At 58.8% G+C, this 16,161-nt stretch carries 11 protein-coding genes and 5 pseudogenes; 5 read left to right on the top strand and 11 right to left on the bottom strand.

Features of this window, described 5'->3' with window-relative positions; translation table 11 throughout:
• Positions 1-14: 14 nt before the first annotated feature.
• The 11 genes and pseudogenes from ML_RS02565 to ML_RS18555 all read right to left on the bottom strand — a co-directional run.
• The gene (locus ML_RS02565; RefSeq protein WP_414085513.1) at positions 15-845 is read right to left on the bottom strand and encodes a shikimate dehydrogenase; all 831 of its coding nucleotides are present in this window, start codon (positions 843-845) and stop codon (positions 15-17) included.
• Entirely contained in the window at positions 829-2,094 is a 1,266-nt protein-coding gene (gene mltG / locus ML_RS02560; protein WP_010907763.1) for an endolytic transglycosylase MltG, read from the bottom strand. The genes ML_RS02565 and mltG overlap by 17 nt, the downstream gene beginning before the upstream one ends.
• Positions 2,087-2,641, bottom strand: a complete 555-nt coding sequence (ruvX, locus tag ML_RS02555) for a Holliday junction resolvase RuvX (protein ID WP_010907762.1) — start codon at positions 2,639-2,641, stop codon at positions 2,087-2,089. Before ruvX ends, mltG begins: the two co-directional genes overlap by 8 nt.
• Complete coding sequence (gene alaS, locus ML_RS02550; RefSeq protein WP_010907761.1) at positions 2,642-5,368, bottom strand: alanine--tRNA ligase; 2,727 nt, start codon at positions 5,366-5,368, stop codon at positions 2,642-2,644.
• Between the two features lie 147 nt (positions 5,369-5,515).
• A pseudogene (locus ML_RS02545) lies at positions 5,516-5,608 on the bottom strand (secondary thiamine-phosphate synthase enzyme YjbQ); the annotation flags it as partial.
• Between the two features lie 831 nt (positions 5,609-6,439).
• Positions 6,440-7,795, bottom strand: coding sequence for a replication-associated recombination protein A (locus ML_RS02540; RefSeq protein ID WP_162618308.1), 1,356 nt, complete (start codon positions 7,793-7,795; stop codon positions 6,440-6,442).
• 254 nt (positions 7,796-8,049) lie between these two features.
• A pseudogene (locus ML_RS02535) lies at positions 8,050-9,092 on the bottom strand (putative zinc-binding metallopeptidase).
• The gene (locus tag ML_RS02530; RefSeq protein ID WP_010907759.1) at positions 9,085-10,026 is read right to left on the bottom strand and encodes a transglutaminase family protein; all 942 of its coding nucleotides are present in this window, start codon (positions 10,024-10,026) and stop codon (positions 9,085-9,087) included. The pseudogene ML_RS02535 and the gene ML_RS02530 overlap by 8 nt, the downstream one beginning before the upstream one ends.
• Positions 10,027-10,179: 153 nt before the next feature.
• Positions 10,180-10,746: pseudogene (locus tag ML_RS17775) on the bottom strand (alpha-E domain-containing protein); the annotation flags it as partial.
• Positions 10,747-10,844: 98 nt separating this feature from the next.
• Positions 10,845-11,282 carry a hypothetical protein gene (locus ML_RS17770; RefSeq protein ID WP_064430351.1) on the bottom strand — a complete coding sequence of 146 codons (438 nt, stop codon included), beginning with the start codon at positions 11,280-11,282 and terminating at the stop codon, positions 10,845-10,847.
• A 251-nt stretch (positions 11,283-11,533) separates the two neighbouring features.
• A pseudogene (locus ML_RS18555) lies at positions 11,534-12,210 on the bottom strand (circularly permuted type 2 ATP-grasp protein); the annotation flags it as partial.
• 1,813 nt (positions 12,211-14,023) lie between these two features.
• On the opposite strand from ML_RS18555, the gene ML_RS02515 reads away from it, so the two are divergent.
• The 5 genes and pseudogenes from ML_RS02515 (at position 14,024) to ML_RS02495 (ending at position 15,718) form a co-directional block, all read left to right on the top strand.
• Positions 14,024-14,293, top strand: coding sequence for a hypothetical protein (locus tag ML_RS02515; protein ID WP_041322436.1), 270 nt, complete (start codon positions 14,024-14,026; stop codon positions 14,291-14,293).
• A gap of 86 nt (positions 14,294-14,379) precedes the next feature.
• Positions 14,380-14,586, top strand: coding sequence for a hypothetical protein (locus ML_RS02510; RefSeq protein WP_041322433.1), 207 nt, complete (start codon positions 14,380-14,382; stop codon positions 14,584-14,586).
• Positions 14,587-14,633: 47 nt separating this feature from the next.
• Positions 14,634-14,732 (top strand): annotated as a pseudogene (locus ML_RS15045) (transposase); the annotation flags it as partial.
• 477 nt (positions 14,733-15,209) lie between these two features.
• The gene (locus tag ML_RS02500; protein WP_049769667.1) at positions 15,210-15,407 is read left to right on the top strand and encodes a hypothetical protein; all 198 of its coding nucleotides are present in this window, start codon (positions 15,210-15,212) and stop codon (positions 15,405-15,407) included.
• 134 nt (positions 15,408-15,541) lie between these two features.
• Positions 15,542-15,718, top strand: coding sequence for a hypothetical protein (locus ML_RS02495; protein ID WP_156511882.1), 177 nt, complete (start codon positions 15,542-15,544; stop codon positions 15,716-15,718).
• Positions 15,719-16,161: the final 443 nt, after the last annotated feature.

Raw genomic sequence — 16,161 nt, 5'->3', positions numbered from 1 at the left:
GCATACGCGGCACGCTAATGCAAACCCGCCAGAGCACAAGCCATCGCCTCTCGCGGTGCAGGCATCCCGGTGAATTGCTCCACCTGCGCAAACGCTTGATGCAACAGCATTTGCAAGCCGCTGATCACTCGGCCGCCCGCCGCGGACACCGCTGCGACCAGTGGCGTAGGCCACGGGTCGTAGATTGCATCTAGCAGCACCGGGACCGTCGCGAAGACATCGACATACCGCGCAGCCACATCTGCCGGTACCGTACTAACCAGCACTTCGGCAGCCTTCACCTCATCTGCCAAGCCACCGCTGTCCAGACCGCACAATCGGGTCGCCACACCGACCTGAACCCCGAGATCGACCAACCGGGACGCCTTGTCGGGATTGCGTGCCAAAACGGTGATATCGGTGACGCCCAGTTCAGCCAACCCCATCACAGCCGCCGGAGCAGTGCCGCCCGACCCGCACACTAGCGCACGCCCTGCCAAAGGCCCGATCGCCGCCAGCGCCCCCGCCACACCATCAATGTCGGTGTTGTCGGCCCGCCAGCCGCGCTGGGTCCGCAGCAGCGTGTTAGCCGACCCAACCAGGCTGGCACGTGCAGTGTGCTCATCGGCGAACCGCAGCGCGGCGAATTTGCCCGGCATGGTCACTGAAACGCCGACCCACTGCGGCCCGAACCCGCTAACGACAGTCGGGAGCTCTTCAGCATCGCATTCGATCCGCTCATACGTCCAGTCGTGGAGACGCAGTGCACGGTAAGCGGCCAGGTGCAAGTGCGGGGAACGGGAATGCGCGATTGGAGAACCAATAATTCCAGCTTTTCGCGGCCCCTTGTTAGCGCACGCTGTCAAGGACACCGTTGTGCTTCGCGAGTTCGATATTGGTTAAATGCTGCTGATAATCCCTGGTGAACAGAGTTGTCCCCTGGGTATCAACGGTGACGAAGTACAGCCAGTCACCGGGCTCGGGATGCTCGGCAGCGTACAACGCATCGATGCCGGGAGAACAGATCGCAGTGGCCGGCAATCCTGGCGAGACGTAGGTGTTCCACGGCGTCCACAGGCCACGATCGGCGTCACTGGTAGCCACCTCGCGGCGGTCCAACGGATAGTTCACGGTCGAGTCAAACTCCAACGTGCGATGTTCATACAGGCGGTTGTATATGACGCGCGCCACCTTCGGGAAGTCCTGCGGGCTGGCCTCCTGCTGCACCAGCGATGCCACCACAAGGATGGCGTAGGGTGACAAGCCAAGGGAGCGCGCGGTGTCCACCAAACCGGAATCCGTGTACCCCACGGCACTGGTGCTGATCAAATTGGCCATGATGCTATCGGCTGAGGCCGATGGGTCGACATTGAAGGTCCCCGGCGCAATGAGTCCCTCGATCCGGCGATGGTCGTTGCCCAACTCAATCACCGATTCAGTCGCCCAAGCCGGCACCGACAGCTTGGCTAACGAGGTTCTTCTCGTCGCCGCGCGGAGGTCGTTCAGTGAAACACAATGCCGGTTGCCGTCGAGATCCACACAGGTGGCACGGGAGATCAGCGAAAATATTCCAGGATTCACCTTGCCAGTTGTCATGTCGGTGGCATCATCAAGTTGACGACCTTCCGGGATAACCAGCTTCCCCACCCGGTTCTCCGGATCAGCAAGCCGCGCTGCCGCAGCAGCGGCCGGGATTTCGGTGCGCATCCGGTAGAAACCCGGCTGGATCGACGAAATCGCGGCGTTGCCATGCGAGGCATCGACGAATGCCCGGACCGAGGCGACCACCCCCTGGTTGCGCAGCGTCTCACCGATCACGGTGGTCGAATCACCGGCATGAATCTGAATCATGATGTCGTGCTTGCCGGCTCCCGCGTAATCCGTGTAACCGTCAGCAGACCCGAACAGCGTGTGCCACAGCCGCAAGCCGACAAAGGTGGCCAAGACGACGACCACGACTAGCAGGCCAAATACTATTTTGTCGGCGAAGCGTCGACAACGATATCCGCTCTTGGCCAGACGGCGCCCATCCCGGTCCCCGCTGCTCATCTGGTGGCGGCCCAACCCGGCCGCCTCGGGTGCGAGACGGTGGCGTGCTAAATAGGAATCACCCATCGATAACTTCTCCAGCTACCGATCCAGTCGTAGGCTCATCCGCCCTCGCCGGAGTAGCAGCGCGGCATTGATCGAGCCAATTTTGCAGAATCACCACCGCCGCCGCCTGGTCGATCACCGCCCGCTGGTCTTTAGCGCGTACACCTGCAGCACGCAGCAAACGCTGCGCGCTGACAGTGGTCAGCCGCTCATCAACGAGTCGAACCGGTACCGGAGCAACCCGCCGTGCTAGTGCCTCGGCGGTGTCGATGGCGTCCTTTGCCGACGAGCCGGTCCGGTCGGTCAGTGTCCATGGCAAGCCGACGACCACCTCGACAACCTGCAATTCGACGACGAGCTCAGCTAGTCGGCGCAAGTGCTTAGCGGAACGGTAGCGGCGCACCGTCTCCACCGGGGTAGCCAGGATGCCGTCCGGGTCGCTGAAAGCCACACCTATGCGCACACTACCCACATCGATGCCGAGCCGCCGTCCCCGCTCAGGGTCTAAGTTTTTTGACAGATCAGGGCCACTTGGCTGGTAGAGCAGGCGGTGCTGTGACGAAAACACTCAACCGACCTGCGCTATCTGTGCACGTACCGTGTCAAGCGCAGCGTCGATGCCAGTCGGGTCCTTTCCTGAACCTTGCGCCAGGTCGGCCTTACCGCCGCCGCGCCCGTCTACGACCATAGCGAGCTGTTCCACCAGATCGTTGGCGCGAATTCCCAGATCCTGGGCGGCGGGATTGGCAGCGACCGCGTACGGCACAGTTGCGGTCGGCCCATCCGAAGTCACCGCGATCAGCGCGACCACCGCCGGATCACTGCCCAGTTTGCCGCGGATATCGCCGACCAGGAAGCGTAAGTCGTCTGGTGCTATCGGGCCGGACATCCGTTGCACCACAACCCGCACATTACCGATCCACTCAGCACCCGCCGCGGCTTTGGTCGCCGCCGCCTGGACGTTTGCCTGCCGAGCGCGCTCGAGTTCCTTCTCGGCGGCCTTCAGCCGCTCCACCAGCGTGGCTACCCGAGCGTGTACCTCCTCGGAAGGCACCTGCAGTGATGATGCCAGCCCTGCCATCAGCGCACGCTCTTTGGCCAGGTGGCGAAACGAATCCAGTCCGACGTATGCTTCCACCCGGCGCACCCCGGAGCCGATCGACGATTCACCCAGGATCGTGACCGGGCCAATCTGCGCCGTGTTGTGCACATGCGTGCCGCCGCACAACTCCAGCGAGAACGGTCCGCCCATCTCCACCACCCGCACCTCGTCGGGATAGGCCTCACCAAACAGGGCTATGGCGCCCATCGCTTTAGCTGTGTCGAGCTTTTCGGTGAAGGTGTGTACCTCGAAGTCGGCTTGCACAGCTTCGTTGGTGACTTCTTCGATTTGGGTACGCTGCTCACCAGTCAACGAACCCTGCCAGTTGAAGTCAAAACGCAAGTAGCCCGGCCGGTTCAGCGAGCCAGCCTGAACGGCGTTGGGCCCCAGCACTTGGCGCAGCGCGGCGTGCACGATGTGGGTACCCGAATGCCCTTGCGCGGCGCCCCTGCGCCAACCCGGGTCGACTACCGCAACAACGGTATCACCCTCGACGAATTCCCCGGATTCTAAGTTAACCCGGTGGACATGAAGAGTTTTAGCGATCTTTTGCACGTCGGTGACCGCCGCCCGGGAGCTGGCTCCGGCACCAATTCCGCTGATGGTGCCGGCGTCAGCAATCTGGCCTCCCGACTCAGCATAAAGCGGAGTGCGATCCAACACCAGCTCTACCCGATTGGTGATGCCAGCTTGGCCTCGAACGGCGTGCGCGACTACCGGGACCCGCTTGCCTTCGACAAAGATGCCGAGAATTCTTGCCTCGGTAGTCAATTCGTCGAAGCCAGTAAACTCAGTCGGACCGGCGTCGACCAGCTCACGGTACGCAGTCAGGTCGACGTGTGCCTGCTTGCGGGCGGCGGCATCGACCTTGGCGCGCTGACGCTGTTGCAGCATCAACTCGTGAAATCCCTTCTCATCCACGGTCAGACCGGCTTCGGCCGCCATCTCCAAGGTGAGCTCGATTGGGAAACCGTAGGTATCATGCAGGGTAAAGGCGTCCAAACCGGCGACCACGGTGGAGCCCGACGCTACGGTGGCGCCGACGACGTCGTCAAACAGCTTCGAGCCAGAAGTCAGGGTGCGGTTGAATGCCGTCTCTTCAGCGACGGCAATGCGGTTGATCCGGTCAAAGTCGGTGACCAGCCCTGGATAAGCTCGCCCCATCGCATTGCACACGGTAGCCATCAGGTCGCCCACGATCGGGCTATCGATGCCCAACAGCTTGGCCGAACGGATTATCCGGCGTAGCAAACGACGCAACACATAACCACGACCGTCGTTGACGGGACTTACACCGTCGCCGATAAGGATGGCGGCGGTGCGGCTGTGGTCTGCGATAATGCGGTAGCGGACGTTGTCGGCGTGATTGGTGTCTTCATTTTCGGGGTCATACGGGCGCGGTGCGCGGGTCGCCACTAGGTCAATCACCGGCCGCAGCAGATCGATCTCGTAGACGTTGTGCACGCCCTGCAGAACCAACGCAATCCGCTCAACACCCATGCCAGTGTCGATGTTCTTGCGTGGCAGCGGTCCGCGGATCTCGTAGTCCTCCTTGGTAGTCCCCTCACCGCGTTCGTTTTGCATGAACACGAGGTTCCAGACCTCGAGGTAGCGGTCCTCATTGACGATGGGACCGCCTTCGGGGCCGAACTCGGGCCCGCGGTCGTAGTAAATCTCCGACGACGGCCCGCATGGCCCAGGGATGCCCATCGACCAGTAGTTGTCGGCCATACCACGACGCTGGATTCGCTCAGGTGGCAGTCCGGCGATCTCCTGCCATAGGCCTGCAGCCTCGTCGTCATCGAGATACACCGTGGCCCAGAGTCTCTCTGGGTCCAGCCCGTAGCCCCCGTCGGCAAAGCTGTTAGTCAGCAACGCCCAGGCCAGTTCGATAGCCCCGCGCTTGAAGTAGTCCCCGAACGAGAAATTGCCCGCCATCTGGAAAAAGGTGTTGTGCCGGGTGGTGATACCCACATCGTCGATGTCAGGAGTGCGGATGCATTTCTGGATGCTGGTGGCCGTCGCGTACGGCGGCGTACACTGCCCCAGAAAGAACGGCACGAACTGGACCATGCCAGCGTTGACGAACAACAGGTTGGGGTCATCGAGGATTACTGACGCGCTAGGCACCTCGGTGTGGCCCGCCTTCACAAAATGATCAAGGAACCGCTTCCTGATCTCGTGTGTTTGCACTCTAAGTATTCTTCTTCCCTAGTTCCCTTAATTCCGGCGGCTCTGCCGGGACAACATCGCAACGTGCTTGGGGTCGATTCCAAAACCTATTCGCCAGACAATTAGAAGGCCGTCTAACGACACTTTCGACTGCAAAGACTACCGGTCATCGCTGTGAGTCGGGCCGAATTCGCGTACCGCGTCGGTAAGATCCACGATGCGACGACACGCAGTGTTCACATCCAGCACATCGGTATGCACGCAGCCCAGCCTACGGGCGTGGCTTGTCGACCTGCCAATCCGATACACAACCCGGGAGAAAGCCCCGCAAGCAGCATTGCCACGCCTAAGTGGTCGGAAGAAAGCAGCTTGATGAACCGGTAGCGTTACCGGGACTCTGCCTCAGAGATAGGATTGGAGTCGATCGTGTACGCACGCTCTACCACCATCCAGGCGCAACCCCTGTCGGTCAACATAGGAATTGCACACATTCCATTCGCGATGTAGTCATGACCTGCCCTGCAGGAGATCGACGGGTGTATCAGAGTGTCGCTTTTTGTCGACCGAACAGTCCGGCAGATGCATCACCACCAGCTCACTCGGGAGAACGTGCAGGCGATGGGCGGCTGGCGCGCATTCGCGATCAGGCTGTGCAGATGTTCAACGGCAGCACACAGGTCGAAGAATGGGAATCGCTCTGCTGGCAGCGTAACCACCGCTCGTGCAAGGGCGCATGCACACGGGCTATCTGGCTCAAAACGGTATCCGACCAGCGCAGCCGATCGATGGATCGTACCGGACATGAGTGCTTCCAGAACTGGAAAAACTCAACGGGTTCTGCAGCACCAGCCTGATGGTCGACTATCCCGTATTCCGGCGTACGGTGTCCTGCTCGACGTTCGACAGCATCAACGCAATGGCGATCAGCAACCGCGACCGGTCAACCAAGTTAAAGTTGCGCAGCAAACAGGTCTGGATTTGTGGAAGCCGAGGTACTCAACGTGGCCGAATTCGATCCGGCGATCGCGCACTTGAGGGTGCTCAAGCTGGTCTGATGCCAAGCGTGCAGCCAGCCGCACACTACTCGAACGGCTAGCCTCGCCGGCCGCGGATTATCGCTCGCAGCCGGTCTAGTCGACCGACGAGCTCACGTTCACCGCCACGACCGGTAGGCCGATAGTAGTCCACTTCCACCAGCTCATACGGCGGATACTGTTGGGCAACAACACCGTCGGGGTCATCATGGGAATACTTGTAGCCTTTGGCGTTGCCCAGCGCCGCCGCACCGGAGTAATGTCCGTCGCGCAGGTGAGCCGGTACCAAACCGGCCTTACCAGCTTTGATATCATCTATTGCGGAACCCAGCGCGGTCATGACGGCGTTCGATTTCGGTGCAGTAGCCAAATGAATGGTGGCATGTGCCAGCGCCAGCTGGGCTTCGGGCATGCCTATTAGCTGCACAGTCTGCGCGGCAGCGACCGCAAGCGGAAGCGCGGTCGAGTCGGCCAGGCCGATATCTTCGCTAGCCAGGATCAGCAGCCGGCGCGCGATGAATCGTGGATCCTCCCCGGCAATCAACATGCGCGCCAGATAGTGCAGCGCAGCATCCACGTCAGAGCCACGCACCGATTTGATGAAGGCGCTGACGATATCATAATGCTGATCACCGTCCCGGTCGTAGCGCACTGCAGCGTTGTCCAAGGATTGTTCAATGGTCGCGACCGTCAGCTCGTCACCGGTTTGGACGGCTTCGGCGGCCACCTCCAATGCGGTCAAAACCCGTCGGGCGTCGCCGGCGGCCAACCGAACTAACAAGTCGACGGCCTCGGGTGCCACAGCGATCTGTCCTCCCAGGCCGCGGGGATCATCGACGGCCCGCTGCACCACGGCACGGATGTCGTCAGCGTTCAGCGGCCGCAACTGAAGGATCAGCGATCGAGACAGTAGCGGCGCCACCACTGAAAACGACGGGTTCTCGGTGGTCGCCGCGACCAGCAACACCACCCGGTTCTCCACCGCGGAAAGCAGGGCGTCCTGCTGAGTCTTGGAGAATCGGTGCACTTCGTCGATAAACAGCACAGTCCGCTTCCCCGAGAGCAACGCACTACGTGCAATCTTCAAAACAGCTCGAACGTCTTTGACACCCGCCGACAACGCCGACAGTGCCTCGAACCGGTGCCCGGTCGCCTGCGAGATCAGCGCTGCCAGGGTCGTCTTACCGCATCCCGGCGGGCCATGGAGAATAGCCGACACCACACCCGAGCCCTCGACAAGGCGGCGCAGCGGCGATCCCGGCGCCAACAAGTGACCCTGTCCAACCAGCTCGTCCAGCGATGCCGGACGCATCCGCACCGCCAGCGGGACCCCGGTCGAGCCACCCAGGCCGTAGTCGGTCGGCTGCGGCGCGCCAGGCAAATCAAACAGACTGTCGGACACAACATTAGAAATACCACGAAGGACAGACAAGTCAGTCACGGTAAACCCCGATGATTCGGGTACCCAACGGGTCCCCACAACAAACTAGCAAACGAATCAAAGTAATAAGCCAACCCCGAACTATCTAGCTAACCCGGCCAACTAGCAGAGCGGCAACCAGAACCTTTACGACTATCCACCACCGTCTGGTTACGGAGCTTCTCCCTCACCCCCAGTGACGGTCCACTGCCGCCGGGTCCCAATTCGCCTAACCACGGCCACGTACCTCATGTGCTGCTGTTTAGGTTGGCAGTCACATCGTCGACGACGGCGTGAGTGAACTGCATCTTGTCCAAAACGGCGGACATCAACACGAACGAGTATAGGTCGTCATGGCCCATCGAACGGTTGACCATGTTCAGCAACCAGGACAACGGCAGCCACATGTCGATGATGGTGGGAAAAGCACTGAAGCCGAACACACTTCGCTCAAAGGTTACTGACGCCGACGTCAAACCGCACCACACTAAAGATGTCCAGGACATCGCGTATGTACAGTATTGTGAACAAACATCTCAGCATAATCCTGAGCAGCGTGCATGGCATCATACGATGACACAAAGCATTCCTACCAGTCAGCGGGCAGGGCGCCACAAGCTAACAACTCGGGGTAGTTGGCGTCGAGATCACCGAACAATCCGCGGCAATAGTCCAAGTATGCACCCGAATTGGTGATCAACTGGTTTAATTAATAAATGTAGTCACTCCCGATCCCGTGGCGGAAGTGCCCGAGCAGGGTGCGGGTATGACTCGTTCATTTCAACCCGCAACTGCTTGCGGTGAACATCATCACCCTCGGTTAACTCTAGGGCGATTATGCCGCCGTCATGCTCGGTGACTACCTTCTAGTGCTCGCTGGACAACAGATGAACGCCAGTCCAAAGTCGGGATTCTGGTCACGCTCGACAATCGGCAGCTTTAGTTCGTTGAATTCCGCGATCAGCCGCCGCTTAGCCTCCTAGACTCGGACGAACTCAGCCAGGTCAATGGTGTGTGTACGCATCGTGCTGCCGTTGTTGAGTCCAACACGCATGACGTGCACAGCCCGCCAGGTTGATCAACGGGGACCAACCAATTGCATTGGTCCAGATGAAGATTTGGCACACGGTTGATAATCTCCGGCAACAATGGCACCGACGTGCTCGGCGTCACCAATCACCAGCAGCGCCATATCCTTCAGCGAAAACCCCAGCGCGCTGCCGTAGGACAAACACACGAAGTTCTCGAACGTCAGGCGCTGACCGCAGTTAGAACATCGGAAGTCAAGCATACAGTGCGTCGCCTTCGCAGGGCGCTACGTCAACGGCAACGTCGATCACACTGTTCTCAGAGTTAGTGTAGATGATGCCGCGCAGCGGTGGCACGTTCACGTAGTCGCGGCCCTGGCCGACGACAATGTATCGCTCGTCGACCAGCTGGTCATTGGTGGGATCCAGTCCCAACCACTCGCATTGGCCAGACTGTTGCGGCGTCCAGACCGAGGCCCAGGCATGGGTCACATCGATACCAACCATACGATCCTTCCCCGGTGGAGGATCGGTGGCCAAGTACCCGGATACATAGCTAGCCGCCAGACCGTTGGCACGCAAGCAGGCAATCGCCAACCGGGCGAAATCTTGACATACCCCTTCTCGGGCCAACAGAACCTCGTTAACTCCGGTGGAAATCGTCGTAGAGCCCGACCGATAAGTGAAATCGGCGTAGATCCGTGTGGTGAGGTCGCGCAGAACCTCGATCAGTGGACGCTGCGGCTCGAAACTTGGCGCAGCGTACTGCCGCACTTCGTCAGTGATCTCCGGCGGATTCAGATCCAGGGTGAATTCAGTGGCCAGCACTCCCCGCCTCCCGGTCGGCCGGGCCGCCTCCCACGGTGCCGACGCCGGCCCACTGGTGAACAGCTCGGGTGGAGTCGGGTACACGTCGACGATGGATTCACTGGTGACAGTCAGGGTGCAGTGCGGCTCGGTGACGTGGAAGTAGGAGCTGATGTTGCCGTAGCTGTCGCGGCTTATCGAGCTGTCAGCGGGAACAGGCACGATATGCAACCGATGGTCGACACAGCGCTGGCGCAAGGAATCGCATGGCGTGAGGAACCCACGGCCATAGGAACTGGTGACAACGTCGGAATAGCGGTATTCAGTACGGTGACTAACTCGGTACCGCCGCGACGTCAGCTGCGTCCACTTCATGTGACATGATAGCATCACCCAACGCTGGTCTGGTACCCACATTGGCTGCATTTCGCCGGGCAGCGAGAGCTGGGTGGCGGTGGTAACGTCGGTCGGGTCAAGCAGCCCATTGTGTATCCCGGTCAACAACCCCGCCAACTTGGCGCGCTCCCCGTTGGCAGTGACCACATCGAAATCTGCCGGATCGAGCCGGCGCAACCGGATACTTATGTCGTCGGCCAACCGTTCAGCCCGCGACGAGCCCGAAGCTCCAGGTAACTGCCACAAGTCGGTCCGCAGCCGCTCCAGCGGGTAGACCAGCAACCTCGGGTTCTCGACCTCGAAAAGTACCAGCTCGGCAACCGTAGCAACATTCACAGCACGAAGGTTGTGCCGCAGGTAGATCACCGACGATTCGCAGGCCATCTGCGTGGACTCAATGATCGTTTGCTCGGCAGCACGGCTGCGGTCCTTCGATGAGATGGCCTCCAACAGCGAGGTCAGCCACTCCCTGCGTTCGATCCGTTTGCCGATATTGGTCATGGTCAAGTCGACATCACGCACCACCGATTCGGCCGCCACCTGGGACAACGCCAACGTCGTGGCGTGCACCGGGGCGAATTTGATGTCGTCAGCGAGCTCGGATGACTCGCTGGATTGGCCAGTTTGCCCGGTTCGAGGGACTGCCCAGACGTCACCGGGACCGATGCAGACAGCTGCGTCAGTGACCACTCGACACTGCCGAGCACCATCCATATGTCCTTCGACATTTGATCCCGCACCACCCACTCAACCAGTCCAAGCCATGCGACCGACTGCGTCAGCGATCTTGAACGCTCCGAGACATAGGTCAGTCACCAAAGTGTCGCTTGCGCGTCAGCAATATCGATGCCGATGACCTGCCCGAGTGCAGCGAGCACGGATTCGCTACCGTCAGTGTCCTCGCGGTGATGGAATTCATGGTACCGCTCGCGGGTGAAAACCAGTAATCGAGCCATGACCTCAGCGAGCTCGGCGCAATGCCCAACCCAAAACATGTCGAACAGCAACCTTGGCGAGCTGATGCCGCGAGTGCCGCCAGCCTTTACCGCCGCCAAGTCAACCGACGGAATGGTGACCCCGGAGCGGTCCCGGGTCGGCGTCCTGAACCGGATATCCTTAGCCGCAACGGTATTAAGATTGCATGAGACGTTACCCGGGGCAAGGGTGTACCCCAGGCCACCGATCATCGGTGCGTAACCACCGCATTGTGAGACGATGAACAACCGCACCCCAACACCGGCGACATTCAACCCTCCTAGGTATGTGGTCAGTGGACGCAGAGGAAAAATGTGACAGCTCCTGACCAACCCACTGCCAGGGCGCGTCCTCGACACGGACGGCCACCAGCAGCAGCGGGGCTCCGCCAAGCAGCTACAGCGACAACTCGGACAATAACCGCATGATCCCTGCGCTTTCCAGGATACCGCTGCCCAGAGCGTTGACCACAGTCACGCGCCCCGCGTTACAACACTTCGACCAAACCCACCACGCTCGGCCTGAAATCGGACAGCAAATCCAGCTGATCGGCGTAGTCGGCATTGACCCGGTGCAACACCATGTCGACCCGGTTTCAGGGTGCTCAACGACCGCATCCACAGCTTGCCATCGCGGACCACTAAGTCAGCACTTCCCACCAGCGGGAAACCCAACACAAATACTAGATAGACCTGGTAGAATTCTATTTCGAAGCGGATGCCGGGGGTGGGCACCACAACCACCGGATCTTCGAAGGCCTCGGGTGTGGCATCGATCAGCGCCGGCAGCAACGTCTGCGCGAACGGTGATGCCGGGGGCAACCCGACCCGTTCGTACAGGTCAGGAACAGCGTGCGCGACGACCCGACGGTCGGCCAGCGCATACCCGGCTCCCGCCAGTACCTGCGGCCAATCCAGATTGACAGTAAAGCTCCCGGACCGGTTCCGGCTGATGGCACAGCCATGTATAAAAAAACTGATTACGGCCCGGTACTTCGATCGCATTGACCGCCCGGACGTAGCCAGGGTGGCCGAACAGCAGCACAGCCGGAAACACTCCGCTGGTGACGCAGCGACGCGGCCCATACAGGTCAGTGAGCACCGCATCGAGCAACCGGCTAGGTTGCACGACACTGGATTCCAATGTGGCCCAGTCTTCCAGAGTAAGCATTAACGGCAGTGCCTCCTGGTGCCAGAGTGTGGGCACACTGGCACCAGGACGGTGCAACCAGACCGGCCATCACGCACGTCAAACAACAACTGCTGCGCCCACATGGCGCGATAATCGGCCAACAACTGGTCAGGATCGCGAGGCCACCGACCAGACGCGCGGCTGGCGGCGAATCACACAAGTCGTCAGAGGGCAACGCGCTACTTCCTGACAAAAACAACCTCCCGAATCTTCGATACCGACCTACTCCACGAGACAAGCCCGGTGGTCCAACAAGGCCGATTACATCACGCTTGTCCCTCGCGTGGGCTCAGCCAACAACCGACACCAAGCTTCACCATAGTCGACACGTGGCCACGTGGAACGACGTCGCAAAGCATCGTGGGGCGGTTGCCACGCACCACCAAGCAGTCCACCGCACATTTGGCGAGTCAGTAAGAAACCGATGCGTGGGAACGACCCCTGCGCAATCTGACCGTGACGCTCTGGCAGCACACTGAACCGACCCACCGAGCGGCAACATTATCGATATCCGGGTCTTCTGATACGGGTGTCAAGTTCGCTTTAAATCGCCGACGACCCAGGAGTATATTTCACCACCCTCATTTCGACGGCTATCCAGAGATGTTGGTCAAACTCTCCTAGATCGACATCCCCGATCTCGGAGAGTTGATCACTGAAACCTGGCTGCACAGGCTCCTTAAGAAGCTAGTCTTCGACTAGCTTCTTAAGGAATGAGCGCTTCTTAAGGAATGAGCGCCACCACTTGACTAGCTGCTATTGCACTAAGCACGACGCCTTCTGCACCGACTTAACCTGGTTAACGACCTGCAGCGGCTCCATAAACGAAGTCACCAACGACACCTCTTTGGCACAGATTGTTTCATCACCCAGGTATGATTTGCACAGTACTCCCAGTATACAGCCTCATTGACCGCTATCAATGAATAATTTTCCCCGAACCTGCACTACGTTACCGGCAAGTCAATATAAGCGCGGCGTTCACCTCCAATGTTAGCACACTGAAATCCGCCAAATTCAAATTTAAACAACCTATTTTCTCCTTTCGTTTGGTAACGATTGCCGCTATTCTTGTCGCTTCTGCTGTGCTAGAATTTCCTACAGAAGGATAGGAAAAATTACATCAATTTGCCTACGAAATACATTGCAGCATAGAGTCATCAAGGATCTTCGTGAAGGCGTATCTTGTTGCACAAATGAACTGTGGCCGTAGCCATGTGAAAGTCCCCATGAACGACCAGATGGATGTTCCCACTGGTGGCTAGGTAATGAAGTCTCGTTTCCTTGCTTGTCATGTCGATCAGGAAGCTCGCAGCCGGGACGGTGACAGTGATTTGCGCCAACAGTCACCCGAACCGACCAGGTGAGGAATGATTATACCCCTGGCTGAGCACTCGCGGGTGGTTGAAACTTGGTGGTACGTCACCCGCTGCTGTCGGCTCATATTGGCATTTTAAAAGTTTGTATTGATTTTAGAGTGACGCTGGAAGTGCACGACGGGAGGTACTCCGGATTGCTGCTGTGAGCACATGCCTGGGTTTCGAATGTTTCGTACGCTCCGCGAGTGACACACCTTAGTGGTGAGCGAAGGAAGCGTTGATGATGGAGATCGTGTTCTCGAAGGTTGCCGGAATCAATGTAAATACGCGACAAGTGGCGGTAGCAGTCCACGTACCGGACGATCGTAGCGGCGCGACGAACCACGTGCGCAGAAAGTGAGTAAGGTCGTGATGTTCTACGGGGAGTTTATATAGATAACGGAATGACTTCACGCCGGACAAGTTACACACGTAGAATGGAGGAAACGGAAGTGTACTGAAGGCCTGTGTTTCATGCCTTGGCTGAAGTCAATGGATTTGAAATCCTGCTGTGCAAAGCTAACCACGTCAAGAATGTTCCATTTCGCAAGACCGACGCCACTGATGCGGTCTGGCTGGCACAGTTGCACGAGGTGGGTCTGCTGCGCGGGAGTTTCATCACGTCGGCGGAGATCGCGGCGGTACCGGGAATTTACCCGATACCACCGGAAGTTAACCGAGGAGCATACTCAGGAAACCCTGAGGCTGCACAAAGTATTCTAAGAAGACGGCCTTGAACCGGATTCTGTAGCCTCCTATTACCTCAGCATGTCGGGCAGGACAAGGATCACTACGTTGATATCGAGGGGAGCGCGATCCCGCGGTGCTGGCCGATTTGTTCTGCTGGCTGATACTAAAGAAAATCCCTTATCTAACAAAGACTTTGGATTTTCTGATGGCGGATCAGAATACTCCGCTGGCCAGACTGCAACTGGCCCACATTGATGGTTTCAACTTGATGATCAACCGGTTGAAAGTGCGCATAGATTCGACAGTCACCCCCCGTTCGCTCGTCAACGGGATCCTCTGATAACGACTCCTGGAATTGGTAAGCTGGCAACCCAGACGGTCATCGCCGAAATCGAGGTAAATATGTCGTGGTTCCCAACCGCCGATCATTTAGCTTCGTGGATCGGATTATGTCCGGGTAACAACGAGTCCATCGGCAAAAGGAGGAAGACGACGTCCCCGCAATGGCAACGCTGCAGTTCTGCAGCGTTGCCATTGCGGGGACGTGGGCGGTCTCTCATAACCCGTACGCGTCTGAGCACGCGATTCCGGAGTCTGCACCGCCAATTCGGCAAGGCAAGCTGAAATAAAAGCTGCTACCGCGATCGAACACACCATTCTGGCGATCATCCACGCCCAAGTTGCCTACACCGACTTGGGCATCGACTACTACACAGTACAATGATACCGATGATCAGAAGGCTCGGTTGGTGCGCCAGCTCAAAGAACTCGGCTAAAATATCTAGACCAGTCCCTCCACCTGACAACTGCGATCGAGAGCTTCGTGGCAGGTCGCGTTGTTCGCTCACTTCAGTTTTGTCTGAGTCTGTGAGGGAGCAAATGAACATCATTCTACCTGTCAGGAAGCCGGAACCGATCGTGAGACCGCAGAGTTGTGCCGAACCAAGCACAAGACCGTCAAGCGTGTGGTGGAACGCGCCTAAGCCGGCGGGCAGCCTCGGCATGCACCGGCTACCACGCCATCTCGACCACGTGCGCGATTTGGTCGCTGATCGGGTAGCGAAATCGGCGTGCTGGATCGCAACCAAGTGGCCGTTGCCGATCACCCAGGCTACCGGCTATAAAGGTTTGGCGTGCAATTTCCGCCGCCTAGTCTCCTAGCAGAAAACTTTGTGGTGTAAGGACAATAGTGCGGATCGCAGTCAGGCTGCGCGGACAGCTAGTGAGTATCTGCTAATCGACTGGGCCGAACCTGCACCAGGGTTGTTTATGTTCTACGCGGTGCTGGCGTTCTCGTGGTGGAGAATCGTGCGTTTTTCTCCGACCAAAATGCTACCACCATGCTGGCGATGACCGCCGAGGTGCTCGCCGCGATCGGCAGGGTCCCGACGCACGTACTGGCCGATCGGATAAGCTGTTTGAAGGGCCGGGTAGTCGCCAGCATAGTCGTCTCCACAACCCAATATGTCTGATTTGCCACCTATTACGGGTTTCGCCCGGATTGGTGCCAGGCCAACTATCCGACATCGCGGGACATTGTGTAGCACCTGTGCGGTTACTCCGCAGTCCGACTTATTGATGCAGCTTCTTTGACCTAGGCCAAGGTCACCATACAACCGGTGAGCATCTCTGAGGGCAACGCTGCCGCTGCGGCGTGGTGAACGGAGGTCAACGCCGCGATACACTCGGTAGATCGTCACCTAATAAATTCCTATAAATAATGAGCGCCTTGCGACCGAGCGCAAGCTGCTGGCGGCGCTGCCGTCGTTGTGATTCGAGGTCGGCGCGGCGTCGATCACCCGTAAGGTCGACCTACTCTCCCACATCCAGTACAGCTCGGCCCGCTACTCCGGTACCAACCCCGATTGATCGGGGCAAACGTGGCCATCGTCATCGACCACGAGGCGCTACTATG

It is taken from the genome of Mycobacterium leprae TN (assembly GCF_000195855.1).
In the GTDB taxonomy this organism is placed as follows: Bacteria; Actinomycetota; Actinomycetes; order Mycobacteriales; family Mycobacteriaceae; genus Mycobacterium; species Mycobacterium leprae.
Note: the sequence above shows the minus strand (reverse complement) of the source record. Positions and strands in the feature narration are given on the sequence as shown.